The sequence below is a fragment of the Selenomonas sp. AB3002 genome (assembly GCF_000702545.1).
Lineage (GTDB): Bacteria > Bacillota > Negativicutes > Selenomonadales > Selenomonadaceae > Selenomonas_B > Selenomonas_B ruminantium_A.
In genome coordinates, this window is sequence record NZ_JNIO01000008.1 from 820225 (window position 1) to 845684 (window position 25460).

Sequence of the window (25460 nt, forward strand, 5' to 3'; positions counted from 1 at the left end):
CCTGTTTCTACTTTACAACTTGAAGCGGACTCCAAGTCAAGGCAGTATTTCACTTCTTATCGCCTTTATCCATTATGCTCTCCACAGGAAAGCACCTCTTTTACCAGTTCAAGAGCAGCTTCCTGCTTGAAGCTGCCGATGCAGGCCTCGAGCTGCCCCACGTTTTCTGACACCTGCTTTGGCAGGGCGTACTCTTTCAGCATAGCCAGGACTTCGGTGGCGCTGTCGTAGTCGAACACGCGAAGGAATTCCTCTAAGGCCGTCATGGCTTCAGTGAGCTGCCCCTCCTCCAGAGGAGGCTTATCCTGAGCTGCTTCTGCAGGCTCACTCTCCAGCAAAAAATGCAGGTTCTCCCCCAGCCTGCGATAATCTGCCAACAAGGCCGGGGTCTTTTGCCTGATCTCCTCCAACCGACCCTCGTCGCCCAGGCTCTCCAGCCCGGCTGCCATCTCTGACAGACTGCCGGCCCCAATGATGCGGGCAGAGCTTTTCAGGGCGTGTACCTTGATGGTGTAGTTTGCGATATCGCCGCCAGCTGCAAACTTCTCCAAGGCGTCAGCGTTCTCCCCGGCAGCCCTGGCAAATTCCTTCAGCACTTCCAGGTAGAGCTGCGGGCTGCCCATGGCCTGGGCGGCTTTTTCTGTCTCTATGCCCTCTATTTTTGGCAGGGGCTGGCTGTCTTCTTGGGACACCGCCCCCTCTTTTTCTATCAGCCCGGCGGGCAGGAAACGCTCCACCAGTTCTTCCAGCAGTTCCGGGTCAACGGGCTTCAGCAGGTACTCAGCAAAGCCCTGCTGCAGATACATATCCCTAGCGCCAATGACATTGTTGGCAGTCATGGCAATCACCGGCACCTCCGGGCGGGATCTGCCCGGCTCACGGCGCAGCTCTGCCAGGGTTTCCTGTCCGTCCATATCCGGCATGCGGTGGTCCAGGAAAATGATATCGTAGGCATTTTCCCTGACCTTCTCCAGGCACTCCCTGCCGCCCCCGGCTGTATCCACGGTTACTTTGGTGGCTTTCAGCAGCCCCTTCATCACCGTGAGGTTCATGGGGGTGTCGTCCACCACCAGCAGCCTGGCCCCAGGTGCTGTGAAGCGGGCCTTATAAGCCTTCCTTTCCTCCAGTCCGGGTGCCTGCGCCGCCTGACGGAAATCTCCGGCAGGAGCCCAGCTGATGACATCCTGCAGCAGGCTGAAGGAAAAGGCAGAGCCTTCCCCATAGACGCTTCGCACCTCAAGGCTGCTTCCCATCAGAGACAGCAGCTGACGAGTGATGTTCATGCCCAGCCCCGTGCCCTCCACATGGCGGTTGCGCTTTTCCTCGATGCGCTCAAAGGGAGCAAAGAGCTTCTGCAAATCCTCGGCCTTGATGCCGATGCCCGTGTCCTCCACAGCCACTTCCAGGGCAATCTGCCCCTCCTGCACCTTCCTGAAGCCTGCCCGCAGAGTCACGGTGCCTGTTTCCGTATATTTCACCCCATTGGTCAGGAGGTTGGTGATGACCTGCTTCAGGCGCACCTCATCCCCGTAGAGGACTTTGGGAATGGCCTGGTCCATTTCCACCTTCAGGCTGAGGCCCTTGTCCTCTGCCCGCTTCTGGATCAGGTTCACCAGGTCACGCATGACGTCTGCCGGGGAATATTCCACGGGAATAATGGAGAGTTTGCCCGCCTCGATCTTGGAAAAGTCCAGGATATCGTTTACCAGGCCCAGCAGACTGCGGCCCGCGGTCTGAATATCCCTGGCATAGCCGTAGGTGTCATCTTCCCCGGTGCTGCGCAGAATCATCTCATCCATGCCCAGCACTGCATTGATGGGGGTGCGTATCTCATGGGACATGCTGGACAGGAAAGCTGACTTGGCCCGGTTGGCAGCCTCGGCCTCCACCGCCATTTCCGAAAGCTCATGGGTGACCATGTGCAAAAAGCGGCTCATGCGGTAGGACAGGGGGATGATGCCATCGCCTTGATGATGGTAGGGCTGGCTATGCACCTCCGCAGGGGCGCCCTCTCCCGCCTTGCCCTCCCGGAACCCCACCGCCACGAAGGAGCTGTTCAGCACCCCGCCCTGTCCCCTTTGCAGGGAAATCTCAAAATGGCCGTGACAGTATACCAGCTCCGGGAAATAGCGGCGGTAGTAGTCCCACTCCAGATGAGCCTCCTCTTGAAGAAATTGCAGGCGGTTGCCGCAGAGGGACATGTAGACAGCTTCGGGGCCAAAGGCCTTCATGCGCTCACTGCCCGCCATGGTGGAGCCCAGCACTTCCTCTTCTGTGCCATAGGAAAAGCAGAGTTTCTCCCCCTCATAGACAGGAGCAGAGAAATAAAGCGCCCCTGCATCGCTTTTGGCCAAGGGCACCATGCAGATGGGCTTGCCCCGCCGCTGTACCATCAGGGGAAATTCACAGACATTGACAACGAAAAACTCATCCCATTCCACGCCAAAATACTTCTTGTACACCTCCAGGGCGGGCCTGCCGTCAATCTCTTTCACGCAGCCCTCCCCCATGGGCTTCCTCTCACCCAGTGTCACCTCAAACTCCCGGCCCACAGGCTGCCAGCCCAGAATATAGTCCATGTAGATGTCCAGACTCTCCCCGGCATAGATGACCACCACAAAGCCGGAAGAAAGCAGTTTCCGGCCTATGGCATAGACCTCCTTCTCCTGTGCCTCTCCCCGCAGGGACTGGCCGATGGTATTGGCCATGGCCCCAAAGACAGGCAGTTCCTCCCGTCCCTCGACCACCCTGTCCATGAACCTGGTGACTGCCAGGGCAGGGTTCACGGGAAAAAGTTCCAGTCCCCGGACATGTTCCTGCCTGTCCAAAAGCTCCTTCAGCTGACTGGCTGCCCCTTCCTCTCCTCCGGGAGTGCAGGGCAGATCCACCACCAAAATCTCTGCCTCTTCAGTTCCCAGGAGGTTCAGCTTGACCCCGCACGGATGCTCCATGTCACCGGAAATGTACTCGGAGCAGCCTGTCCGCTTCAGCCCTGGCAGTTCCCTGTCCAGACTGTCAAGGAGCTCAGTCGCCTCCTGCCAGCCATAGCCCGCCACGAAAATCTGCAGCAGGACATCCTTAGAGGCCGGATGCCTCTCCAATTCCCGCCGCAGCTCCGGCAAGGCCTCTATCGCCTGAGGGATATCTTCATATGCATAATTTTTCTGCCACATAACCGCGCTCTCCTGTCATACCGCCATCAACATGCCTGTTTCCTACTTCGCGGCCAGTGCCCCAAAGTCCTTTCCCCCTGCTCACAAAAAGAAGTCAGACCCCCTGAGCTGCAAGGATGCCCCTTGTTTGCCATGAAGGCCCTCAATCAAGATGCCGTCTGACAAAATCACGGATTTCTTTGAAGGAATCCACACTTTCCTGCAATTCCGGCAGCAGCAGGGCAAAATCATGGGACATGGCGGGATATACTGTCAAGGTTATATCCACTCCTGCCTCAGCAGCCTTTTTGGCCAGGGCCAGGTTCTCATCCAGGAAAAGCTCATAGCCGCCAGTCCGGATCAGCATGGGCGGCAATCCTGTAAGGTCAGCATGCACCGGGAAAACTCAAAGCAATTGCCTTTGCGCAACACCCTGCAATTCCTATCAGATGACCTTATTATATCTCTAATAATGACACTGTGTCAATATTTTAGCTTCGCTTGGCCACGCTCCATATTCCGCCTACACTTTTTCTAAGAATCCAGCTTCCCTAGCGGCATCCCACCGATGGATACGATGCATAAATGGCAAACAGGTCCCGCACTGCTCAAGCTGCGGGGCCTGTTTTTGCGTGCAATATTCTTTTAGAACTCAACCTTCCAGTAGGATTTTGGTAACTTTTGTGCAATTTTTCGGCAACATCTGCAGGCAGGTCTTGGCCCTTTCCAGGAGCAGTTCACCGCTTTTCTACCTCCAGGAGTTTGCACAGACAGTTATAGCTTATCTCATAGATGGAGTAATATTTGAATCCCACCTCTGCTGCCTCCATGGCCTGCCGCTGCTTGTCAGTCACCACCACATAAGGATAGATCCCATACATGAAGGGGAAATAGGCATAGAGGAAACTGACTTTTTCCTCCTCACTCATCTCCGGGCAAAACTTGTCCAGACAGTGGTGCACCGCCTTGATGGAAGCGCCATAAGCTCTTTTGAATTCCACCAGATTCTCTTGACGGCTGTTTTCTTCCATGTCGAAGTGATTCATGGACAGCAGTTTCAGGAGCCGCTGACGCTTTTCCAGAGATTGGGACAGAGCAGCGGCCAGCTCTCTGCGGCTCATGCTGGTGTGCTCTGCTATCATCCCATTCAGATCTGCCACCCACAGCTCATATTCTCTCTGCAGCAACGCCAGGAAGATTTCTTCCTTGGTGTTGAAATAATTATAGATGGCTGTGCGATTGAAAGTGGTTACCTTGCCCACTTCCTTCAAGGTGATATCCTTGAAGCTCATGGTCTCATACAACTTGGCGCAAGCATCAATAATGCTCTCCCGCCGCGCCTGCATCTCCTCTTCCGAAATTTTGGGCATCTGTTTCCTCCTTTGAATGACCTAACGTTACCTTCATCAGATACCCATATTATAGTCTCTATAATGACACAACGTCAATATAATTATCCAAAATACCTCCCCTGTGATTTCCTCACCATTTAGTAAAAAGGCCTCACTGCAATGACAAATAATTACATTGAGACCTTTTTCAATCAAGCTTTACTGCTCAGCGCATGCGCTCCCACCAGTTATCAAACAGCCTTGGCTGCTCTCCATCCAAGTATGCAGCTTCGCCAATTTCCGGCGTCAGCAGCTTATAGCCCTTTCCCTGGCTGGCCTGCATCAATCTCTGATATGGTTCCTGCCAGGGGTGAATGAGAATGCGCCTGCCTCCCAGCTGCATAAAGAAGGTCGAGTGCCCCATCCATATTGCAGCATCACGGGAAAGATCCAGCTCATGCAAATCCGTCTTATGACTGAGCAGGGGCTCCTGAGGAGAAAGCTCTGACTTATCTCCAAAGAGAAATTTAGCCATGGCCACAAAGCGGTTCTCGCCGCTTTCCTCATTCATGACCTGCACCGGCACCAGATTCTGGAACTGGCCATTCACATAGTGCGGCGAGGCCTCCATGCGCGCCAGCCGCGCCCCCTGCGGCAGTCTACCAAATTCTGGACGGTTCACAAAAAGCCCCCCGCCCCCCGCCATCATGCCCAAGGCTCCAAGACCTCCTAAAATAAATGTCCTTCTCTTCATAAAGCTTTCCCTCTGCCCAATCAATCTATTGTCATTCTTGCACGCACATACCTGGGACACTCCCGGCAGCAGAGCTGGCCTCACGCGCCCCTGATGACAACTTCAACCCGGAAGAGCACAAGAAATTGGCACATGTAGGAGAGGAAACGCAGCCCGAGTATAAGGACAGCGGCATTTTTGACAAGAAAAAAGACGTAGATGCCCTTTCCGCTGACACCACAGATGTACTGCAAGCCTTGCAGAGTGGATGGGAAACCTACGTCAGAGAGCACGAGCTGATTGATGAGGAAAATATGGTGAAGTTCTAAACATGCAGGAAGATTGAAGGATATTGTCTCCCAATTTTATGTCTTCAGGCCTTGCTATGGCATTCCTCCGCAAAACAGCCTGTCAGGGCAAAATTATGTGCCATGGGGCCGCTGCCGGCTCCTAAATCCAGTCCGGCAGCCAAAGCGCCGGAGATGTATGCTTTGGCCCGCCTTACGGCCTCCTCCATAGTGAAGCCTTTAGCCAGGTTGGAGGCAATGGCCGAGGACAGAGTACAGCCTGTGCCGTGGGTGTTGGGGTTATCAATGCGTTTGCCCTGGAACCATTCAAGCTCTCCCTGGCTGTACAGCAGGTCATTGGCCTCATTTACCGCATGACCACCCTTGAGTAGCACGGATGTGCCGAATTTCTCCCCGATGACTCCGGCAGCCTCTTCCATATCCTGCACTGTCTCAATGTGACCACCACAGAGCACTTCTGCCTCGGGGATATTGGGCGTCAGTATGGCAGCCAGGGGAAAGAGACGTGATGTCAGGGCCTCCACCGCCTCTTCCGCTATGAGCCTTGCCCCGCTGGTGGCCACCATGACGGGGTCCACCACGATGTTTTCCGCCTTGTAAAAGACCAGGCGCTCCGCAATGGCTTCAATCAAAGGCGCAGAAGAAACCATGCCTATCTTCACTGCCTCCGGCCGCAAATCCGTGAAGATGCTGTCCAGCTGCCTGGCCAGGAATTCCGGCGGTACCTCAAAGATACCCTGTACGCCTATAGTATTCTGGGCTGTCAGGGCCGTGATGGCACTCATGGCGAAGACCCCGTTCATGGTCATGGTCTTGATATCCGCCTGGATGCCGGCGCCACCCCCGGAATCGCTGCCAGCTATGGTCAATACTTTTTTCATGGCATCACACCCCCAGTTCTGTCCGCACCGCTGCGCGCAGCGCCCTGGCCGCCACCTCTGCCTCAGGGGCGGCAAAGATGGCGCTCACCACGGCTGCCCCGTGGATGCCGCTGCCTGACAGCTTGCCCAGATTTTCCCTCTTGATACCGCCTATGGCCACCACAGGAATTGAAACTGCCGCGCAGATTTCCTTCAGGGTGTCATAGCTCACATCCTCCGCATCCAGCTTGGTGCCGGTGGGAAATACCGCCCCCACTCCCAGATAGTCTGCGCCATCACGTTCTGCCTTGACTGCCTGCTCCACCGTCTGGGCCGAGACCCCCAGCAGCATATCCGGCCCCAGGCGCCGCCGCACCTCAGCGGCAGGTTCATCATGCTGCCCTATATGGACACCTGCAGACTGGCTTTCTATGGCTATTTCCACTTCATCATTGATGATCAGCGGCACCTGATACCTGTCGCAAAGTTCCTTGAGGGAACCTGCCTCCCGCAGAAAACTCTCATGGTTCAGCTCTTTTTCCCTCAGCTGAAGGCAGGTGACGCCTCCCTTCAGGGCCGCTTCTGCCACTTCATAAAGAGTCCTGCCAGCCAGCCAGCTCCTGTCAGTGACGGCATAGAGAGGAAGCCATTCCTTAGCGCATTTCATACTTTGCCCCTTCCTGCAGCTGATCTGCGGTCAGATTGTATACCGCATCGATAAGGTAATTGCGGTAGCTGCTGTTGCCATCCAGCGAAGAAAGACGGCGCTGGGCAATTTCGCCGCAGAGCCCCATTGCAATGACGGCGGCGCAGGTGGCTTCAAAGGGCTGTTCCTGATTGGCTGTCACAAAAGCCGCCAGCAAAGCGGAAAGCATGCAGCCTGTGCCGGTGACCTTGCTCATCAAGGGGTGACCATTGGCAATCAGGCAGGCCTGCTTTCCATCCACGATGATATCCGTTGCACCGGTGATAGCAATCACTGCACCAGTACTGACAGACAGCTTCCTGGCCTCGGCGATGATGCGCTCCAAATTGTCAGCCGTAGCCTGGTCTCTTTCGTCGGCGTCCACCCCCTTGGTACTGCCCGTGCCCACGGCCAGTGTCTTTATCTCGGAGGCATTGCCGCGTATGACGGCCAGTTTCAGCTCCCTTATGAGCTGGCAGGCAGTCTCCGTGCGCAATTTCGAAGCCCCTGCGCCTACAGGGTCCAGCAGCACGGGATGTCCCAGCTCATTGGCCCGTTTACCCGCCAAAAGCATGGAGGGAATGGTGTTCCTGTTCAGGGTACCGATATTGATGTTCAGGCCGCCACAGATGGAGGTGATTTCCTCCACCTCATCCGCATCATCGGACATGATAGGCGAAGCGCCACAAGCCAACAGGATATTGGCACAGTCATTGACCGTGACATAGTTGGTGATGTTGTGTATCAGGGGTGTTTTTTGGCGTACATTGGCAAGAATAAGTTCAAAATCCAGCATGATGATTACCTCCTGTTTCCGGCCCTCTTAAAGAAAATCACACACAAAAAAGCTGCAGCGAAACCTGATGCAGGACATTCGTTGCAGCTTTCCCTCCCTACGTTGGCATTATCCAAATCAGGTCAAAGGTCGAAACGCACAGTTTCCTCTCAGCCCGTCTGCGAGCTCCCTTGCGTATGCAATTTTCGCAAAGTGATAACAAATCAATCTTACAGCGGAAATTCTATCACATGGATGCATAAACGTCAACCGGCCTTTATTTTCCCACCTAAAGGATTTTTGCCTGTCTGCGACGAATATGCAGTCAGGTTACTATAAAGCCTGATCTATTTATTGTTAGGAGGGATAAACGTGAAAAAAATAATGCTGGTAGTTGCCAGCCTCCTTTGGGCAATCTGCTTCACATTGGCTTATATCGCCAATGCTGACGCCGCTCCCAGGGCCATAAGCGGTTTCTTCAAGCAGGTCCATCATCATAACGACATGGACAGAGACGGAAGGGGAGAATACGAACTCTTCCGCATGAGCTTTGCGGGGCTTGGCGTGAACAAGGAAATTCGCGCAGCCTACCCACTGCTCACCCAGACCATCGAGAGGATGAACAAGAAGGAATGGCAGTGCGCCCAGGAAAACCGTACCCGCATGAAGGGAGAAGCAGCCGCCTTCCGCCAGGAAAATCCAAGTTACTATCACCCCTTTGCGTATAATACTGACGTGCTCATGCGCCGGGCCGATACCATGGCAGTTAGCTTCCTGCAATACAATTACACCGGAGGTAGCGGCGTCCATGGCATTTACGCCTGGCATGGGGTGAACCTCAATACCGTCACCGGCACGGAGCTGCCTCTGGAAGCAGTCATCACGGATCAGGGCGCCCTTGCTGAAGCCATCTGTGAGCGTCTCCGCCAGGACTATCCCCAGAGCCCCTTTGACAAGCTGGAAGAAACCATAGCCCAACGCGCCGCAGAGGGTACCCTGAACTGGACACTTGACCCTCAGGGAATCACCTTCTACTTCAATCCCTACGAAATCGCTTCCTATGCTGAGGGGCTGTTGACCGCCACCATCCTGTTCAAGGAAAAACCGTCACTCTTCCAGAGCACCTATTGCGAAACTCCCACCGCCTATGCCCAGCCCTTCATCGGCTACTATCCCGTTGTCACTTCCCTGAAGGACAACGGCCAGCGGGATGTCATCAGCCTCCGCTTCACCGATGAGGCTGTATATGTAAAGGTAAATGACGTTGAAGAAGCGATTCCTGTCCCTCTCAAGGATCTGGAGCCTGTGCTCATCCACATGGAAGACGGCAGGAACTACCTCTACATAGATGGCCTGCAGCCTGGCACCAGCGTCAGGAAGACCCTGGCCGTACAGATTGGCAGCCATTCCGTCCGCTATATTGATACCCTGCCCTACTCCTTCCGCCACACCATCGCCGTGTCCCCTGCCGTACAGGAATACTGGAACTTCCTCACCAACCCCAACGGCTTCTACTTCGACCAGAGTTCCGGCTTCACCAGAGACTCCAAGACGGATATCTGCTCGGTGAACGAAAAAGGCACCCTGGCCTACGGCTGATACTGACAACCAAACACAAAAAATCGCCGCAGAACCTTCAAGTCCTGCGGCGATTTTCTGTATCAAATTTTACCTATCAATCCTTCTCCTTCACCTCTCCCGGAATATCCTTGATGGCCTCAGGGCCGCGATGACCGGTGCGGATGCGCACTGCATCGGAAAGTTCCGTGACGAAGATTTTGCCATCACCGAACTGGCCGGTGCGCAACACCTTCTGGGCGGTTTCCAGCACCTTTTCCACAGGCACCTCGCAGACCACCGTCTCAATCTTCACCTTGGGCACCAGATTGATGTGGTACTCCTGGCCGCGATAGACCTCCTTATGTCCCCGCTGGAGGCCGCTGCCGAAAACCTGGCTCACGGTCATGCCCAGCACACCGATATCGTTCAAAGCCTGCACCAATTCGTCCAGCTTGCTGGAGCGGGTGATGATTTCTACCTTGTTTATCTTCTGTACACTCATAGTCCCTGCCCCCTTACTTCACTGCACTGTGGCCGCTGGCCATAACGGTACGGGCCAAAAGCTCGGAAGAATTCTCCAAAGCGCCCAGGATGGGGCTGCCGCCGATGGTGCCGCCGCTGTAGCCCTGCTCGCCATGCTCCACCAGGTCAAGGCCGGCAATCTCCTCAGCCTCGTCCACACGCATGGAGATGAAGTGGTCAACAATCTTGTAAAGCACATAGGAACCGGCAATGCCCAAAGCGTAGGCAACCACCGTGGAGATGATCTGTGCAAAGAACAGGTGAGTCTCGCCATAGAAAAGGCCGTTGGCACCGTCAGGGTTCACAGCGGTGGTTGCCCAGATACCAGTGGCGATGGAGCCCCAGGTGCCGCCAATGCCATGGATGCCGAAAGCATCAAGAGAATCATCATAGCCCAGCTTCTGCTTCAGCACAGCTACAGCGAAGTAGCAAACAGCACCGCCTACAGCACCGATGATAAGGGAAGCCAAAGGAGTTACAAAACCTGCTGCAGGAGTGATAGCCACCAGGCCTGCCACGCAGCCGGAAACCGCACCCAGGAGGGTAGGCTTGCCGTTGAAGTTCCACTCAAGGATCACCCATGCCACCAAGGCAGCAGCTGCTGCCGCCTGAGTCACTACGAAAGCGTTGGCAGCCAGTTCATTGGCCCCCAGGGCGCTGCCTGCATTGAAGCCGAACCAGCCGAACCAGAGGAGCGCGGCACCAAGCACCGTCATGGGCAGATTATGGGGCAGCATGGCACGCTTGCCATAGCCGTGGCGCTTGCCCAAGAGCAGGCAGATAGTCAGACCGGACACACCGGAAAGGATATGGATGACCAGGCCGCCAGCGAAATCCAGAGCTCCCAGCTCGGCCAGGAAGCCGCCACCCCATACCCAGTGAGCCATGGGGTTGTAAATGAGGATGGCCCAGAGCAGGATGAAGAAGCAGAAAGCGGAGAAGCGGAGCCTCTCGGCAAAAGCACCGGTGATCAGGGCCGGGGTAAGAGCGGCAAACATGCACTGGAAGGCCACGAAAGCCAGCTCAGGGATAGTGCCGCCTTCCAGGATGGCCAGGCCCACACCCTCAAGGCCAACCTTGTCCAGGCTGCCGATAAAGCCATTGATATCCGTGCCAAAGGCCATGGCATAACCTAAGATAACCCACTCAACGGAAATAAGTCCAAGCACAAACATGCTCTGCATAATGGTAGTCAGTACATTCTTGCTCCGCACCATGCCGCCGTAGAACAGCGCCAGGCCGGGAGTCATTATGAACACCAGGGCTGCACTTATGAGCACCCAGGCGGTATCTCCTGTATTAAGCATAAAATCAAATCCCTTCCAAAATTATTCACCCTTGAATAATGACGTCAACAAGCCCTTGAATAGAAAAAGCCCCACGCAGTCCGGTACCTGACTGCATGGGGCCTCATTGCCTCAAGTTCATGTCGATGTGGAAATTATAGCAAGCAGTTGTAATGTTGTCAACAGAGATTTGCATGTATACAAGTATACGCAAATAGACAATGCTGCAATTAGTCAGCAATCTTTCATGGTCTTGCCGGCTCCTACCAGTCCCTCAAAGTCTGCAATGAAATCGTCTATGGCAGAGGTGATGGCCTTGTTCTTCACCAGGGCGAAGATCACGTCCGGGGACACGGTGGAAGCCCCTACCCCATACTCGCAGAGTTCCAGGAGCTGCTGGGAGTTCTTGAAGCTGGCAGCCAGCACCTCGGTCTGGAGGCCGTTGTTGCGGAAGATGTCGTGGATATCCTTGGCCACCTTCACGCCATTGTAGCCCATATTGTCAATGCGGTTGATATATGGTGCGGCATAGTCAGCCCCGGCCTTGGCCGCCAGGAAGGCCTGCATGGGGGTGTAGATGGCGGTGGCAGTTAGTCTCACGCCTTCATGGTGCAGGGCCATCATGGCCTTGAACCCTTCGGGGACAGAGGGAACCTTCACAAAGGTGCTCTTTCCCAGTTCCTTGATAATACGATGGGCATCCTCCACCATACCTTCTGCCTCCCGGGCCGTCACCTGCACATGAAGCTCCGCCTCTTCGCCGATGAATGCGCGGATTTCCTTCAGCACCTCATAGGGCTGCCGCCCGCTCTTGGCCAGGATGGTGGGATTGGTAGTGACACCATCTACTGGATAATATTCGTAAATCTTCCTGATCTGGTCAATATGGGCATCGTCGATGATAAGCTTCATGGTCTCATCCTCCTAAGTCAAATACTCTGTTCCGTCCTGCCGATAATATCGTCCTGGGTAGCCTTGGAAAGCACGTTGAAGAAAGCGCTGTAGCCCGCCACCCGCACTATGAGGTCCTTGTGCTTCTCAGGATGCTTCTGGGCATCTATCAGGGTCTCCCGGGAGACGATATTGTATTGCACATGATAGCCCTTAAGGGTGTCAAAGAAGGTGGCAATCAGCATCTCCAGCTTCTGCTTGTTCTCCTCTTTGGCAAGCACCTGGGGCGTCATCTTCTGATTCAGCAGCACCCCACCGGTGATCTTCTCCGTGGGCAGCTTGGCCACAGACTTGAAGACAGCCGTGGGACCGTTCTTGTCGGCGCTGTGGGCTGGTGAGCAGCCCTCTGCCAACGGCTCATGAGCATGCCTGCCGTCCGGGGTGGCCATGGTGCCCATGCCCTGCCCTACATTGGCAGAGATGGAAGAAGTGCCGCCGTAGCGGATGCCGCCAATGGGCCCGCGTCCGTGGCGGGTATTGGGGTATTTTTGGATCTCGTCCAGATAGGAGTCGTAAGCCTCCACAATCAGGCTGTCCACATAGTCATCGTCATTGCCGTACTTGGGAACATCATTTATGAGCATCTCCTGAATCCTGCGTGACTTCTCCGACTGGAAGTCGTCCTCTATAGCCTCCCAAAGCTCAGCCGGGGTGACCTTCTTTTCCTCGAAGACCAGCTTCTTGATGGCCGCCAGGGAATCTGCCATATTGGCAATGCCCACCTGCAGGCCGGAGATAAAGTCGTAGACCGCGCCGCCTTCCTTGATGGTCTTGCCCCTACCAATGCAGTCGTCCGTAAGGGCCGAGCAGAGAATATCCGGCACATCCCTTTCCGAAGCCTTGTCAATGGCATTTTCCACCATGACACTGTAGCGGGTCATCTCCCGTACCGTCTTGTCCCAGGCAGAGAGCAGTTCCTCATAGGACTTCATGTCCTTGAAATAGCCATAGCCTTTGGTGAAGCGCTTGCCGCTGGTCATGTCCACGCCATTGTTCATGGCGCAGAGCAGCACTCTGGGGAAGTTGATATAGCTCATGCCCGTGCAGCGATAGCCCCACTTGCCGGGCACTGCCGTCTCCACGCAACCCACAGCGCTGTAGTTGTAGGCATCTTCCTCCTTCACTCCCCACTTGATGAAGGACGGTATGATGATCTCATCATTGTTCAGGGCAGGCATGCCGAAGCCCAGCTTCATGACCTCGATGCACTCGTCAAAGAAGGCCTTGTTCAGATGCTCGTGGTAGCGCACTGTCAGGTTCGGCTGGGTCAGCCGGGTCTGGGCCACAGATTTCAGCACCAGGAAGGAAAGGTCGTTCACCGCATCCTTTTTGTCAGTGGTCTGACCGCCGATGGTGACATTCTGGTACATGGGGCTGCCGGCAGAACTGAAGGTATGAGCCTGGGAGCGCACCTTGTTGATAGTCAGTGTCTTGATCCAAAGATTGGTCAGGAGTTCCAAGGCCTCTGACTGGGTGATTTTCCCCTCTTCCATATCCTTTTTGTAATAGGGGAACATATACTGGTCAAAGCGCCCATAGGAAAGGGAGTGGCCATTGGATTCGATTTGCAGGATCAGCTGGATGAACCAGACTGCCTGCACTGCCTCCCGGAAGGAAGCGGCTGGTTCATAGGGAACCCTGGCGCAGATACGGGAGATTTCCGCAAGCTCTGCCTTGCGTGCCCCCTCCTGCTCCTTGTCCGCCATTTCTGCCGCCAGACGGGAATAACGCAGTGTGAAGCCTTTCACAGCCTCGATGACAATAAGCACTGCCTTATAGAAAACGTACTTATCCACGCTGTCAGGGTCAGTGAGGTCAAGGGCAGCCTTCATTTCCCGGGTGCGCTGCTCATAGCCACGCAAACCCTCAGAAAGCAGCCGCCCATAGTTCACCACGATATGGGCATCCCCGGCATTGAGCTTCCCCTCCATGCCGAAGACCCCGGTCTCCATGAAGACAGCCACCTCATCCGGCAGCAAAGCCTCTCCTCTGGCCCGCAGGTTGTTGTTTTCCCAGAAAGGCGCCAAAGAGCGCAGCTGCTCCTTGGTTTCCTCGGTAATATGGAAAACATCCCCATCCCGCTGCTCGAACTTATCAAGCTCATCCATGACAAATTTCATGGTATACTCCGGGAAAATGGGGGCATTGCAGTTCTTGGTGGCCTGATTGCCCACTATAAGAGTCTTATCCTCGATATAGATGGACATATTCTCCAGTATTTTCTGCAGCATCAGCGCCCGCTTCATCACCTGGGGCTGGTTCTGGTTGGCCCTGTAAGCCTCCGTTGCCAGCAGAGCCCGCTCTGCATCTATATAAGGCTTTTCATCCAGCACTTCCTCCCGGAAGGCCTGCATGCGCTCTGTCAACGCGCCAAAGTGTTCCTTGTTTTCCATGGCACAGCCTCCTCTTTGATAACAAGATTTTTACTTTCGTTTGTAACCTAATAATATATTAATACTAACCATATGTCAAGATTTTTATTCTATAAGAAGTCTTCATACTTTCATTTGAAAGTATTCTTTTTATATGCTATTATACAAAAGAAGACAGGAACGATACTCTCTCGAAAAAGGAATGATGATAATGGACAAAAAAGGCAAGTTTGGCACCATCTTCAATATACAGAAGTTCAGCCTCAACGACGGGCCAGGCATACGCACAGTGGTGTTCTTCAAGGGCTGCCCTTTGAGATGCACCTGGTGCGCCAACCCTGAGAGCCAGTCTGCCGACCTGCAGATTCCCTGGGACGAAAAGAAAGCTCCCCCTCATTTTCTGAAGTTCAAGGGGGAGCGCAAAAGTGTAGATGAAATTGTCCGCATCGTCATGCAGGATGAGCCCTTCTATCAGAAGAGCGGGGGCGGCGTCACCCTTTCCGGAGGCGAAGCCCTGCTGCAACCGGATTTTGCCATAGCCCTGCTGCAAGCCTGCAAAGAAAAAGGCCTCCATACTGCCATGGAGACCACAGGCTTTGCCTCCCCAGCCGTCTTTCAGCAGGTCATCGGCTATCTGGACCTGCTGCTCTTTGACATCAAGCACTGGGACGAAGGGGCACACAAGAAATATACAGGCGTATCCAATCTTCCCATTTTGGCCAATATGAAATACGCCATCCAGCAAGGCAAGGAAGTCCTGCCCCGCCTGCCGGTGATTCCCGGCGTGAATGCAGACCTGGAGGATGCCAAAAATTTTGTCCTCCGCCTGCAGGAAGCAGGAGCAAACAAAGTCCAGCTCCTGCCCTTCCACCAGTTCGGTGAGAACAAATACCGCATGCTGGGCAGGAACTACGCCTTCGAAAACGTCAAGGCCCTGTACCCGGAGGACCTGGAGGAATACAGGCAGGTGTTCCTGGCAGCGGGAATAGAGGCCTTCTTCTGAGGGTGCCCAACAACCTAAGCCGTATGCACGTCTACTCCCTTTTCCCGCAGGACCTCCAGATAAACCTGATCAATATTTTCATCCGTATATACAGCAGAAATCTCTCCATAGGAAAAGAGGGACACCACCCCGGTCCGGGAAAATTTCGCAGACTCAGTCAGGATATTCACTTCCTTGGCATTATCCGCCATGGCCCGCACCGCCTCGGTGCGCATAAGGTCACCGGACATGGCTCCTCGCTCATTGAAGCCGTCCGTGCCAACAAAAAGCTTGTCCACATAAAAGGACTCGGCACACTTCCGGACCAGCGGCCCTACCATCACTTGGGCCTCCTTCTGGAACTCCCCGCCCATCAGGATGATGCGTGCCCCCGGCTTATCTCTGACAAAGCCCGCAATAAAGACCGAATTCGTGATAATGGTGATATCTCTCCTGACAGTTGCCAGTTCCTCTGCCAACAGAGCGCAGGAGGACCCCGACTCTATCATCACAGTCTCCCCATCAGCCACAGAAGCCGCAGCGCACTTGGCGATACGGCGCTTGACCTCGTAGCCTATGGCCATGCGCTTGCTTACATCGTCAATCTCCACCATAGTGGCAAAGCCATGTTCCCTCTTCAGGAGTCCCTTGTCCTCCAAAACGGACAGGTCTTTCCTGATAGTGACCTCCGACACGCCAACAGCTGCCGCCAGCTCAGTCACAGCACTGCGCTTTTCCTTGTTGACAATATTCAGGATTTTTATTTGACGCTCATTCATAGCCAAAGCCCCCTTTGTGTTAAGTATAGCATAAAGGGGGCTTTTACAAAAGCATTATGTTTTCGTATGAAAGTATTTTATCGTTTATTTTATCCTCTTATTTTGGGGAGAATAATGCGCTATATCATCTTTAGCATAGAGCAGGAAATCGGCTGGGGCAGAGCGAAGTAAAAGAAAGTGGAATATATGCTGTCGAGCTTTACGAGGAGGGTGATTTGCATGGCTGCGGAAATCAAAGGCCTGGAGGATATGGAAGTGCTTACGCATAAAGGGTACAGCATCCCGCGCTGGGATTTCGTGGAACCTGTACACGGTGAGGGCGAGAAATTCGTGATGTTCTGGCGCAGCCGCCCCCATTCGGATGGCAAGCTGGCCGAGGAATGCCTTTCGCCCTGGTTCGCGCGCAAATTCGAGGCTGACGGCGTGACATATTCCTTAGTGGAACAGTATATTGTCGCCCAGAAAGCAATGCTCTTCGGCGATCGCGTCAATCTCAGGAAGATCAGGGTCAATACCGACCCAAAGGACCTCAGGATCATCAGTATGCGCATCCAGGGAGTGGACAATGCAGTCTGGCAGGAATTCAGCCATAGCATATCCTGTACAGGCAATTTCCTGAAATTCAGCCAGCACCCGGACATGAAGGCATATCTCTTGAGCACGGGGGACGCTACCCTGGCTGAAGCCAGTCCCTATGACAGGACAGGTGGCATTGGCCTGGACAGACTTGACGAGGACGCCACCCACCCGGAGCGCTGGCTGGGCAGAAATCTCTTTGGCTATGCCCTGATGCAGGTCAGGGAGAAGCTGCGCAGCCTGGAATAAGGAACTGTTGCATCAATAATCGCAATCGCTCCATTCTGCTTGTCTACAGGTCGTTAAAGAAAGTTTCTTAGAAGATTGACACTCCCCATGCGTAAACGCAGGGGATTCTTGGTTCGCTGAACACTGCGGCCTAACCGTAGTTATTCCGACTTACACGTTCTCCCCAAGCGTGAATTTCCGTGTGTCCCACGGTACTGATTTATGTTAGGCAATCTGTTTTTGCTCTATTGCCTTTCGCAGTATGTTTATTGCGGCATTGGTATCTCGATCATGGTGTGAGCTACATGCAGGGCAAGTCCAATCCCTGATACCAAGATTTTTAGTTTCCGTGTTCTGATAGCCACATTCAGAACAGGTTTGGCTAGACGGGTAGAATGTATCTACCTTCAGAACTTCAGAGCCATGCAATTCTGCCTTATACTCAAGCTGACGGAAGAACTCAGACCAGCTTACATCTGATATGGCACGAGCCAATTTATGGTTCTTCAGCATATTCTTGATTTGTAAGTGCTCTATGGCTATAGTTTTATTCTGCCTGACCAATACAGTTGATGTCTTGTGCAGGAAGTCCCTGCGGATATTGGATATACGCTCATGTACTCTGGCAACACGGATTCTGGCTTTGCCGCGATTTGCAGACCTTGGCATTTTTCGAGAAAGCTTTCTTTGCTCTCGAACCAACTTTCTAGTCAAACACCGCAAGATTCTGGGATTGGCAACAGTATTTCCATTACTGTCTGAATAGAACTCTTTCAAACCTACATCAATGCCTATTTCTCCGCCGTCATTGTTCTTGAGCAAACTTCCCCTGTCCAATTCTACACACAAAGACACAAAATATTTGCCAGAAGCAGCACGGCTGACCGTAGCATTGAGGATTCGCCCGTCAAATTCACGGCTTTGCTTGATTTTCACAGCTCCGATTTTTGGCAGTTTGATTCGATTCCTTATGATACGGATACCGTTTCCCTGATTCCTGGTGCGGTAGGATTGGCTATGGTTATGCTTAGACTTGAAGCGTGGGTATCTTGATTGGTGCTTGAAGAAATTCTGGTATGCTATATCGAGATTTTTCAAGGACTCCTGTAATGCCATGCTGTCCACCTCTTTCAGCCAGCTATACTCCTCATACTTTTTCAAGTCTGTCAGCATAGCACTTGTCTGATTGTAGGTTACAGACTTATGGTTTGCAGTCCATTCATCTCTACGGATGGCGAGAAAATGATTGAACACAAATCGGCAACAGCCCAGAGTACGGTTAATTAGTTCTTGCTGGGCATGGTTCGGATATATTCTGAATTTGAAGCCCATTGTGTACTTGTCCATTTTCTCACTTCCTTTGCGATGTTTTCTGGCTCTCGATATACTGCTTCACGATGTTAAGCGGAGCACCGCCGACAGTAGAGCAGAAATAGCTGTTTGTCCACAAGCTTGGTAACTTAGTAGTAAGCCATGGAAATTCCTGCCTCAAGATACGAGAGGTCTTCCCTTTTATAGTTTTTACGGCTTTGTGTATGCCGAATTGAGGGTGAACCTCCAGCAGAAGGTGTACGTGGTCTGGCATGATTTCCATTTCGATTACATCGACCTGGATTTCTTCGCAGATTGACTTGACCAGCTCCTTCAGTCTGGTGTCAACGCCATTGACCAAGACTTTTCGGCGGTATTTGGGGCAGAACACAATATGGTATTTGCATGAATATACTACATTGTGACTCGAGTGGTATTTGATTTCTCCCATATTCGTATTATACTACTCCAAGGAAACTAATACAACACTATCTAGGTTGTCTGGCTTCAATTGCTTTCGCAAATTCGCCAGACCCGCCTTATATCCCCATAGCTGAAGCTAGGGGTTTTACGGCGGTTTGAATAACAGAATAACAAAAGGGGCTGTTGCACAAACCATGCGACAACCCCTTTTATTTTTGTATCCTGCTTTGTTCCCTTAGTATCCCAGCCCCTCAGCAGCCCTCATTGATTAGTATCCAAACACGCTCTTAGCCTTCTCCATATTCTCCCGAACCTTCACACCGAAGGGACACCTGGTTTCGCAGATACCACATTTTATGCACTCCCCCGCATGGTGCTCAAGCGCCTTGTAATGCTCCCGCACTGTCTCCGGAATCTCTCCCTGGGCTACAGTGAGGTTCAAGAACTTCGTGACAAATGCCACATCTATCTTCTGTGGGCAGGGAGCACAGTGGCTGCAATACATGCAATGCCCTGTCCAGCTGATCTTCGGGAAGGAGGCAAACGCCTCGGCATAATCTTTTTCTGCCTCTGAGGCCTCTTCATAGGCCAGGCTCGTCTTCAGCTGCTCTATGGAATGGGCACCTGCCAGCACCACTGCTACCCCGGGACGTGTCAAGGCATAGTGTATACACTGATTCACGGTAAGCGCAGCACCGGCGGGAGACAGCTTGGCATCCAGCAGATCTCCGCCACCAAAGCATTTCATGACCGTGATGCCTACCCCCAGCCTCTGGCATGTTTCATAGAGCCTCTGCCGCTCCGGATCCATGTTTGTCAGGGTGCCGCTGTAGTTCTTGGCCGCCCACAGTTCCTCTACATCCTCATTGGCTGGCTGAAGGTCATAGCAGGGATTCACACTGAACATCAAAACTTCAATGGCGCCACTTTCCACAGCCTTGAGAGCCACTTGAGGATTATGGCTGGAAAGTCCTATATGACGTATCTTTCCTTCCTTTTTCAGCTGACGTGCATAGTCCAGCACGCCACCACTTACTATCTCATCCCAGTCAGACAAGGCATCGCAATAGTGTATCATGCCCACATCAATGTAATCCGTCTGCAAAAGCTCCAGCATTTCTGCAAAGCCAGCCTTCACTTCAGCGATTTTGCGGGTGCGCTTGTACTGACCATCCTGCCAGACAGAGCAAATATGGGACTGCACGATGAACTTTTCCCTGCGCCCTTTCATGGCCTCCCCTACAGCCCTTCTGATAGCAGGATTGCTGGTATATAGGTCAAAGTAGTTGACCCCGCGCTCCTCCGCCAAATCAAAGAGCTTCCTGGTCATGGCACAATTGCTTTCTCCGAACCCTTCACAGCCCATGCCAATCTCGCTGACCATAATTCCGGTATTTCCAAGCTCTCTATATTTCACAGCTACCACCCTCCTATGAAGCACATATCCATATCTTCACATTACCCCACTACTATCAGTAGTCTGCAGATATCTGGCCGGTATTGGCTGGTCCAATTTGTAGATAATACTGATGGGCCTGCTTCCCCTATGCTCAACGTATTTAGCCGTACCCAAAAACGTATAGGGTAAAGCCTGTCCCTTGGAACTCTTTTGCTCTCGCACAAAAATAAGGACATGATTGCCATTTTTCAGCTGATTGATATAGCGCTGTCCTGTCATTGATTCAACGGACGTGGTACTCTGACTTTGCCAGTGGAAGAAGTATTCACTGATAGAATAATCCTCATATCTGGTTGTGTCAGAAAACTCCTTGCTGGATTTATTCAAGGTAACCAAAAACACATCCGTATGTAAATCCTTCAGATACTTAACCCCTTCGCGAACCGCCTGCGGATTATTGAGCCCCAATGCTGCAAATATCTGATCCCGGGAGTAGGTAGCATAAACTTCCAAGGCACAGGGATATGGCAACGCTACTTTTTTCGTGGCAAGATTGATATTTCCATAAAGAATATCTATTACATCTTCCACTTCTGTCTGCCAAGGTGAATCCCGCCAATATGTCAAGGCCTCACTTTCCTCCTTGAACCCCATGGCATCATATTCCTTCTGCCAAACAGTGTACTGCCACATGCGCAAATACTGTTCTTCAAGTTCATTTCTAGGGCCGTCTCCTTGAGACAGTCCTTCTTTTAGATACCTAAGCCAGCTAACTGAATCAATGTGACAAATCCTTGGCATAGCCTTTTGCAAAACTTGTACCTTTTCAGAATCACATCTGCCAATGAGACCTGCATCCATCAATATCTCAGTGTAGGTATTCTTCCCCTTGTAAAATTCATTTACAGATTGCCCTACAGAACTAAGGAACTCACTAAGTCGTGGAATCCTATGAGAAACAGCATACAATTCCCTAAGTCTTTCCAGATAGAAATTCTGATTTCTCAACTGCTGTCTGATACTATCCAGAATAACCTTTTGCGGTTTTTCCTCCAAATGGATATAGCATCCCTTGGGTATATGAACAAAGCCCGCTTTTATTTCATCCTTTACTGCCACATCTTTTCTGGTGAAGAGTGCCCGAAGTTTTGAGACAAAATCATAGTTGCGATTAGCAGGGCTGATGAAATCCAGCACCGTTAGGACATCTTTCCCCTCAGCCAGCCGCAGCCCCCTGCCCAACTGCTGTAAAAACACCGTCAAACTGTTCGTAGGCCGCAGGAATAACACTGTATTCACCGCAGGAATATCAACACCTTCATTGTATAAGTCTACTACGAAAATGAATTTAAGTTCTCCCTGCTCCAGTTTTCTTTGGGCAGACTTCCGCTCCTGCTCCTTGCTATCTGCATCCAGGGCTATAGCCCGCAAACCTTGTGAGGCGTAAATCTCATTAAAGTAATCCGCCATAAAATGAGCATGAACCTTGCTGACACAAAAGCCCAGCCCCTTTATCCCTAACCAGTCTGCCGTGTATTCATCTACGGCTCTGAAAATGGCATTGGCACGCTTTTTTGCAGTGTATTGATCAATGGCATAAACATTGCTCAGTTCCTTTTCATCATAGTGCCCTGTATTGCCCGTACCTACCCACCGCACCTGACTTATGTCTACAGCATCTTCCACACCAAAATAATGAAAAGGACAGAGAAGCCTTCTTTCTATAGCATCAGGCAATCTTATCTCAGCCGCAATATGATTGTCAAAGTAACTTAGTACAGACACGCCATCCATACGCTCCGGGGTGGCCGTAAGCCCTAAAAAGACTTGTGGCTGAAAATAATTCAATAACTTTTGATAAGACGGTGCACTGGCATGATGAAATTCATCCACCACAATCATGTGGTAGTAGTCAGGTGTCATTCCTTCCCAAAAGCGTTTCGACATAAAGGTCTGAATAGACATAAACAAGTGTTCAGTCTGGCGGACCTTGGAGCCACCTACGCAAAGTTCGCCAAAAGTTCTGTCCTTCAAAACCTGACGATAGGCCATCAGACTTTGCTGCAGTATTTCTTCCCGATGCGCAATAAACAGCAATCTTGTAGGCTCAGGGCGGCGCAACTTGCAGAGGCGGCGATAGTCAAAAGCTGAAATGGCTGTCTTGCCCGTACCTGTAGCTGCCACCACCAGGTTCCGCATGTGACCACGGATTTCCCGCTCTGCTGCCAATTCATCCAATATTTCTTGCTGAAAGGGATACGGCTGAATGTCAAAGCTATAGGTTCCCACCACTTCATGGCCCAATTTCTCCCCCTTGGCCCGCTGAAGTTCTTCGGTTAGTTCTTTTATTTCCTCCTCAGAACCCATAAAGGGAGTAAACTCGCCTGAATGCCAATATGTCTCAAAGGTTGCCCACATCTTACGCATGATTTCCGGCATCATCTGTTCCGTCACCTTTACATTCCACTCCAGCCCTTCGCTGATAGCGGCTTTGGAAAGATTTGACGAACCCACATAGGCCGTAGAAAAGCCTGTATCCCTGTGGAAAATATATGCCTTAGCATGCAGACGTGTTTCCTTGACATTGTAAGAAATGCGAATTTCCGTATTTGGCAGTTGGCAAAGCTCACGAATTGCCTTAGCCTCTGTAGCCCCCATATAAGTTGTGGTGATAATTCTAAGCTTGCCACCCTGTCCAGTAAAGCGGCGAAGTTGCGGCAAAATTATCCGCAAGCCTGTCCATCTGATAAAGGAAACCAGAAAATCTATCCTGTCCGAAGAATATATTTCCCTGGTTAGTTCCGAAGCCACCTGTGGTTCCTTCTTGCTGCCGGTGAAAAGATATGGTCTGGTAATAGACGTCAGGGGACGCGAAATGTCGCTTTTTCCCTGCAAGGCCAGGGTTGAATTATACTTGAACAGAACCTGCAATAAAATCCGCCCCGGTTCTTCCACCTCATCCTGCTGTCCAATCCCATCCTCACTTGCCATCATTTTTATAACTCTATTGGCAAAGCTTACTATCTCAGTGCGATTCTCCTCTTCGTCATCAGACTTTTCCGTCAAATCACTAAGATGAAGCTTCAACAATTTCTGAACATACTCTGCCAGGTAACGTGTACCTTCCTGTACGTCTAATTTTTCAAATGTAGGTTCCAATTCTGGATATTGTTGAAGTTTCTCTTTTAATGCTTTGCTGACAATTTTTTCATACAGCCCTACAGAAACTTTCCCCATTGCCCTGCCCCCTACACATCTTCTCCAATTAGCTTTATAAGGAAATATCCCTCAATCCGCTCTTCCACTCCCTACTCCACCTAAGATAAAACAGCAAAAACGGGTCGAGTATATAAAGTTCCCCCTCCTTCCAATCCAAAGTGTCCGCATTGGGCATGGCTTCTTTGACAATCTTTTCCACATTCTTGGCCGTCTTGCTCAAATTCAAGGGAGCAGGCATTGCTTCATTTTCCGCTATAACCTTCTTGATCCGCCTTTGAATCTCCTCCAGGGAGAATTTCAGCATAGGCGGGTCATCGCTTATGCCCAGCAGGAAGATGTCGTAGATATCTCCTTCCCTGCCATCTTTGTTCTTATACAACCTGCGGCGGCTTCGGCCCTTGCTGGGGCCTTCCAGAATTTGTGCCACCACATCCTGATAATGCTTGTATTCCGTTACTGTATCATGGAAAGCTGCCCTGACATCCTCTAGAGTTATTGCCCGCTCCTGCCCTCTCATGGCAAAAGCCAGATTGAAGCAATTCTCCTGCATCAGCTGAGGTGACAGGGCACTTTCGCTGGCAAGCATATCAAGCGCTTCATCGCCTATTTCCATTCCCAAAAGAGCAAAGCCCTTTCTGCCGATCTGCTCAAGGTCGCTCTTTGACCAGGGAGCCAGCTCTATGAAGGACACTCTGCCAATCAAATCAGGATTCAGGCGAATAGCCTCGTCTGCACGATGCGGCAGGGACAAAAGGACCGCCCGCAGGCCATGGAATATCTGGGCTTTCAGCACCCTTGCAAGATAAAGCTGAGTTTCCTTATCGATGTAATGGAAATCATCTATAACCAGCGTAATGCCGCTTTTTATGAGGGCATTCATAATAAGCGCATTGCTGCGCCTTAACTTTTTCAACGTATTCTGCCCACTGGTCTGGGTGCTGTCCTGTCCGGTAGCAATACTTGTGGATAAAAGATTGAACAAGGCGGCTTTGGCCGAAGCGGCAAACTTCGTTCCTTCCGACTCCTGCTGTGACAGGCTTACCTGTATTTCCTCAGGTATTTCCAAAGCCTCTGCAATATATTGCCAGAAGTCCTCAGGCTTATTTACCTCCGAACCGTTGATAACTACGCACTGTCCTGCTCCCACTACTTTAATGCAAAGGACACGCTTGCCTGTCTTGGTGCCGCCAGTAATGGAAATCAGATTGCCTTTCTTCATCAAGGCTTTCTCAAGCCGCGCCTCATAAGTGACACCATTCTCTTCTGAGGAACGGTTGATATATGTATGGTCCGGCATGGAACCAGGTGCAAATACATCTGCCAACTGTATTTTCATGAAAAATGCCCTCATTTTCGTAGCTCTTATTGTTATAGTATAACATTTAAGATGTTTTGCTACAAACTTGAGGGCATTTATGAACTTTTAAAAGTAAAATCCTCCGCTGTTGCTTCCCTGCATGCTTTGCATAACTGTGCTGTTCATCATGGACAGCATGACAGCGCTCTGCAGGGCGGTGTTCAGGGATTTGTGCAATTCCACGGCAGACTTGGCATCTATATTGCCGTTAGCCAGGTCTGCAAAGTTCATGCGCTGGAGGTCGGAAATGTGGAAAACCAGGCTGTTGATGGCCTGCTGGTTCTGATTCTGCTGCTCCCGCATGGCGTATTTGTAGGCCAGGTTCTGGTATTTGTGGCTGCCGGTCCAAAAGCTGTCCATGGCCTGTATCTTGTACTGGGCGATGTCCAGTTCCTTCATCTTGGCATCCCAGTCCTCCTGCTCTTTCTGTATCCTGGTAAAGATGCTCTGGTAATCATCTTCATCATCTGTCTGCTTCTGCGCATTTCGTGCACTTGTGGCTGACGACACGGCATTATTGGCCAGATTCTGGAGCTGCTGAAGGTATTTCAGGGTTTCAGCGCTGCTTATCATAAAGGGTGCCTCCTCTCAATGCTGTCTATATACTTGTTATCGTCAGAAAGCTGCCCATACTTAAACAGGCCCGCCATA

At 51.8% G+C, this 25460-nt stretch carries 22 protein-coding genes and 1 riboswitch; of the genes, 4 read left to right on the plus strand and 18 right to left on the minus strand.

Translation table 11 applies throughout. From position 1 onward, the window contains the following. Positions 1 to 65: 65 nt before the first annotated feature. The 4 genes from P159_RS19510 to P159_RS18720 form a co-directional block, all read right to left on the minus strand. Positions 66 to 3173 carry a response regulator gene (locus tag P159_RS19510; RefSeq protein ID WP_051650332.1) on the minus strand — a complete coding sequence of 1036 codons (3108 nt, stop codon included), beginning with the start codon at positions 3171 to 3173 and terminating at the stop codon, positions 66 to 68. A 142-nt stretch (positions 3174 to 3315) separates the two neighbouring features. Then, positions 3316 to 3549 (minus strand): alpha/beta hydrolase, encoded by a 234-nt coding sequence (locus P159_RS0111765; protein ID WP_318253573.1) that lies wholly within the window; start codon positions 3547 to 3549, stop codon positions 3316 to 3318. A gap of 340 nt (positions 3550 to 3889) precedes the next feature. Beyond that, complete coding sequence (locus P159_RS0111770) at positions 3890 to 4522, minus strand: TetR/AcrR family transcriptional regulator (RefSeq protein WP_029544282.1); 633 nt, start codon at positions 4520 to 4522, stop codon at positions 3890 to 3892. Between the two features lie 187 nt (positions 4523 to 4709). Continuing rightward, complete coding sequence (locus P159_RS18720; RefSeq protein ID WP_185753715.1) at positions 4710 to 5237, minus strand: hypothetical protein; 528 nt, start codon at positions 5235 to 5237, stop codon at positions 4710 to 4712. 125 nt (positions 5238 to 5362) lie between these two features. Between P159_RS18720 and P159_RS0111780 the strand changes: the two genes are divergently transcribed. Beyond that, complete coding sequence (locus tag P159_RS0111780) at positions 5363 to 5545, plus strand: hypothetical protein (protein WP_029544286.1); 183 nt, start codon at positions 5363 to 5365, stop codon at positions 5543 to 5545. Positions 5546 to 5589: 44 nt separating this feature from the next. Here P159_RS0111780 and thiD read toward each other — a convergent pair whose 3' ends face one another. Genes thiD through thiM form a run of 3 tightly spaced genes read right to left on the minus strand, consistent with a single transcriptional unit; the run spans position 5590 to position 7865 of the window. Continuing rightward, positions 5590 to 6405 (minus strand): bifunctional hydroxymethylpyrimidine kinase/phosphomethylpyrimidine kinase, encoded by an 816-nt coding sequence (thiD, locus tag P159_RS0111785; protein WP_029544288.1) that lies wholly within the window; start codon positions 6403 to 6405, stop codon positions 5590 to 5592. Positions 6406 to 6409: 4 nt separating this feature from the next. After that, positions 6410 to 7051: a thiamine phosphate synthase gene (thiE, locus tag P159_RS0111790; RefSeq protein WP_029544290.1), complete on the minus strand. Its 642-nt coding sequence runs from the start codon at positions 7049 to 7051 to the stop codon at positions 6410 to 6412. After that, entirely contained in the window at positions 7038 to 7865 is an 828-nt protein-coding gene (gene thiM, locus P159_RS0111795; RefSeq protein WP_029544292.1) for a hydroxyethylthiazole kinase, read from the minus strand. Before thiM ends, thiE begins: the two co-directional genes overlap by 14 nt. 77 nt (positions 7866 to 7942) lie before the next feature. Beyond that, a riboswitch (TPP riboswitch) is annotated at positions 7943 to 8047 on the minus strand. Positions 8048 to 8216: 169 nt separating this feature from the next. Between thiM and P159_RS0111800 the strand changes: the two genes are divergently transcribed. After that, entirely contained in the window at positions 8217 to 9443 is a 1227-nt protein-coding gene (locus tag P159_RS0111800; protein WP_029544294.1) for an RsiV family protein, read from the plus strand. 76 nt (positions 9444 to 9519) lie between these two features. On the opposite strand, the gene P159_RS0111805 is transcribed toward P159_RS0111800, so the two are convergent. From P159_RS0111805 to P159_RS0111820, 4 genes are all read right to left on the minus strand, one after another. Continuing rightward, positions 9520 to 9906 carry a P-II family nitrogen regulator gene (locus tag P159_RS0111805; RefSeq protein ID WP_029544295.1) on the minus strand — a complete coding sequence of 129 codons (387 nt, stop codon included), beginning with the start codon at positions 9904 to 9906 and terminating at the stop codon, positions 9520 to 9522. Positions 9907 to 9919: 13 nt separating this feature from the next. Next, entirely contained in the window at positions 9920 to 11233 is a 1314-nt protein-coding gene (locus P159_RS0111810) for an ammonium transporter (RefSeq protein WP_037377049.1), read from the minus strand. 213 nt (positions 11234 to 11446) lie between these two features. Then, positions 11447 to 12124 carry a transaldolase family protein gene (locus P159_RS0111815; RefSeq protein ID WP_029544299.1) on the minus strand — a complete coding sequence of 226 codons (678 nt, stop codon included), beginning with the start codon at positions 12122 to 12124 and terminating at the stop codon, positions 11447 to 11449. Between the two features lie 17 nt (positions 12125 to 12141). After that, positions 12142 to 14556: a glycyl radical protein gene (locus tag P159_RS0111820; RefSeq protein WP_029544301.1), complete on the minus strand. Its 2415-nt coding sequence runs from the start codon at positions 14554 to 14556 to the stop codon at positions 12142 to 12144. Positions 14557 to 14746: 190 nt separating this feature from the next. On the opposite strand from P159_RS0111820, the gene P159_RS0111825 reads away from it, so the two are divergent. After that, entirely contained in the window at positions 14747 to 15538 is a 792-nt protein-coding gene (locus tag P159_RS0111825) for a glycyl-radical enzyme activating protein (protein ID WP_185753716.1), read from the plus strand. A 14-nt stretch (positions 15539 to 15552) separates the two neighbouring features. Here the strand turns inward: P159_RS0111825 and P159_RS0111830 are convergent, their stop codons facing one another. After that, a complete protein-coding gene (locus P159_RS0111830; RefSeq protein ID WP_029544304.1) occupies positions 15553 to 16296 on the minus strand; it encodes a DeoR/GlpR family DNA-binding transcription regulator in 744 nt (247 codons plus the stop codon). A gap of 219 nt (positions 16297 to 16515) precedes the next feature. Here P159_RS0111830 and P159_RS0111835 point away from each other — a divergent pair, with 219 nt between their 5' ends. Then, positions 16516 to 17121, plus strand: a complete 606-nt coding sequence (locus P159_RS0111835) for an NADAR family protein (protein ID WP_051650333.1) — start codon at positions 16516 to 16518, stop codon at positions 17119 to 17121. A gap of 204 nt (positions 17122 to 17325) precedes the next feature. Here the strand turns inward: P159_RS0111835 and tnpB are convergent, their stop codons facing one another. The 6 genes from tnpB to P159_RS0111865 all read right to left on the minus strand — a co-directional run bounded on the left by tnpB (position 17326) and on the right by P159_RS0111865 (position 25382). Continuing rightward, on the minus strand, positions 17326 to 18447 hold the full coding sequence (tnpB, locus tag P159_RS0111840) for an IS200/IS605 family element RNA-guided endonuclease TnpB (protein WP_029544308.1): 1122 nt from the start codon (positions 18445 to 18447) through the stop codon (positions 17326 to 17328). Positions 18448 to 18451: 4 nt separating this feature from the next. Next, on the minus strand, positions 18452 to 18862 hold the full coding sequence (gene tnpA, locus P159_RS0111845) for an IS200/IS605 family transposase (RefSeq protein ID WP_029544309.1): 411 nt from the start codon (positions 18860 to 18862) through the stop codon (positions 18452 to 18454). A gap of 240 nt (positions 18863 to 19102) precedes the next feature. Beyond that, positions 19103 to 20251 (minus strand): aldo/keto reductase, encoded by a 1149-nt coding sequence (locus P159_RS0111850; protein ID WP_029544311.1) that lies wholly within the window; start codon positions 20249 to 20251, stop codon positions 19103 to 19105. A 36-nt stretch (positions 20252 to 20287) separates the two neighbouring features. Next, positions 20288 to 23470, minus strand: a complete 3183-nt coding sequence (locus P159_RS0111855; RefSeq protein WP_029544312.1) for a DEAD/DEAH box helicase — start codon at positions 23468 to 23470, stop codon at positions 20288 to 20290. Positions 23471 to 23504: 34 nt separating this feature from the next. After that, positions 23505 to 24788: a hypothetical protein gene (locus P159_RS0111860; RefSeq protein WP_185753717.1), complete on the minus strand. Its 1284-nt coding sequence runs from the start codon at positions 24786 to 24788 to the stop codon at positions 23505 to 23507. 87 nt (positions 24789 to 24875) lie between these two features. Next, the gene (locus P159_RS0111865) at positions 24876 to 25382 is read right to left on the minus strand and encodes a hypothetical protein (protein WP_029544315.1); all 507 of its coding nucleotides are present in this window, start codon (positions 25380 to 25382) and stop codon (positions 24876 to 24878) included. Positions 25383 to 25460: the final 78 nt, after the last annotated feature.